Source organism: Pseudoalteromonas sp. NZS100_1 (assembly GCF_015864285.1).
GTDB classification, from domain to species: domain Bacteria; phylum Pseudomonadota; class Gammaproteobacteria; order Enterobacterales; family Alteromonadaceae; genus Pseudoalteromonas; species Pseudoalteromonas arctica.
The window spans coordinates 1-1,976 of the sequence record NZ_JADYXN010000073.1; the positions used below are offsets into that span (position 1 = coordinate 1).

1 protein-coding gene is annotated in these 1,976 nt (G+C 44.4%); it reads right to left on the minus strand.

Annotated features, from left to right (window positions below):
- Nucleotides 1-126: 126 nt before the first annotated feature.
- Nucleotides 127-1,416, minus strand: coding sequence for a group II intron reverse transcriptase/maturase (gene ltrA / locus I6F66_RS20520; protein WP_197209663.1), 1,290 nt, complete (start codon nt 1,414-1,416; stop codon nt 127-129).
- Nucleotides 1,417-1,976: the final 560 nt, after the last annotated feature.

Genomic DNA, 1,976 nt, shown 5'->3' on the forward strand with positions numbered 1-1,976 from the left:
GAGTAATTCTACAGCCTATCGTGGTAGAGCGACCTATTGCTAGGCCGACCCCACACAGATCCGGACGTGCGGAACTACCGCATCCGGCTCTTCAGTTATATATTCACTCGTGTAAAACACACGACCCTAGTACCAATCAACAAGGATATTTCGCTTGCTGACTTTGATACTCTCAATATTAAAATACTCTAACATCTTCTTGAAATTACTCCAGTTATAACTTCGTCGACCACTACGCCTGTTCAACCATTTATATAAGGTATGCAAAGCATAATCGTATACTCCTGCCAAACTTCGGCTGTTGTCGGGAAGCCCGAAATAGTTTCTAAACCCTATCAGTTTTCGTTTTAATTGGGGTAGCCATTCTCTCAACTTAAATGAACGCTTAGCTTTGATCCATTGGTAATATTCACTCAGCGTTGCCTTTTGCTTCTTCGCGCCAGTGCGCCGCCGCAGTCTTGGTTTACCCGATGAATCTGTGCCCCAGTAAAACTCGAACCCTAGAAAGACAAAATGACGTTTTCGACCAACGTGAAATCGGCTGAAGCGCATTAACGATGTTTTGTCTTGTGCAACGTCTAAGTTGAATTTCTTTAATCGCTTCGGTAGTACCTTATAAAAGCGCTCTGCGTCATTCGCATATTGAAACGCGCAAACAAAATCATCTGCATAACGTATCATCATTGCTCTGCCGCGCATCTTTGGCTTTACCTTCTTTTCAAACCATAGGTCTAACGCGTAATGTAGATAAATATTAGCAAGCACAGGGCTGATAATACCGCCCTGTGGGCTGCCACTCGATGGTTTGGTAAAGACACCATCGGGGGATTTTATCCGTGCTTTTAACCACTGGTTAATTAAATTAAGTATCGCCTTATCATCGATGCGTTGTTTGAGCATGTCCATCAACCATTCATGATCAAGGTTGTCGAAGAAGCCTTTAATATCAGCCTCTACAATATAACCATAACCTTGAAACTGTAGATTAAGTGTCAAACTATGCACCGCTTGATGCGCGCTTTTATTCGGTCGATAACCATAACTATTGCGCATAAAGTCTTGCTCCCAAATACTTTGCAGGATCTGGCTAACACTTTGTTGCACAAGTTTGTCATCAACCGTTGGCAGACCCAAGGGTCGCTGTTTACCGTTCGATTTAGGGATGAAAATGCGTTTAATATCATTAACCCGGTAGCATTTCTGCTTAAGCTGCTGACCTAAACGGTCGATATTTTCGATTAGCTTTGCCTTGTACATAGGCATAGTAATGCCATCAATGCCGGGTTTAGCTAATTTATTGAGTTGGCCCCAACTTTGATACAGGCTGTCGGTATTTAGCAGTCCATATAAATTCTGAAACCTGTGCTTGGGGTGAGTGTGTGCTTTAAATGCGATGGCATTAAGTGTTGTTGTCATAGTGATCCCAGCCCTACTTTGTCTGGACTATGTGGCGGCTTAATACCGAATATAACTGTCAGCTCCTTCGCCATGTACAAGGCTTTCCCCTGCTCAGACTACTATGGGCTGATCTGACTTCCAAAGGGTCATCGTTGGCTTTGCTTTTCGTTAAGCTTCTCTACCACTATCCATGTGGAACGCCTTTGGATCTCTCAAGTTCTCAATACATCTCTCTACACATGCCACGGCTTGTAAACTCCGCTGACTCTCTACAGCCTAACCAATACGGCTGTTTTGCATGGACTTCGGTAGCGTTGCAAACCTCGTCAGTCAGATCTAATATTTATCGGAGCGATACCAGCACTTCAGGGCCACGACAGCCCCTATGGCCTACATAATTCTCTGTGTACGCTTCACCAATATTGTTCGTGTGATGCAGTCCTCACTGCTGAAAAGAACTTGCTAATCTCACACTCCGCCAAAGGCGCAACACTCGATACAGGTGGTTGGTTAAACCTTACCTGACAGGGACTTGCACCCTGCAAGATGCATCAAGCTTAGCTTGACGCACCAACGCC

Excerpts from the sequence above, each read along its gene's own strand:
- ltrA (WP_197209663.1), bottom strand. The coding sequence starts at position 1,416 with ATGACAACAACACTTAATGCCATCGCATTTAAAGCACACACTCACCCC.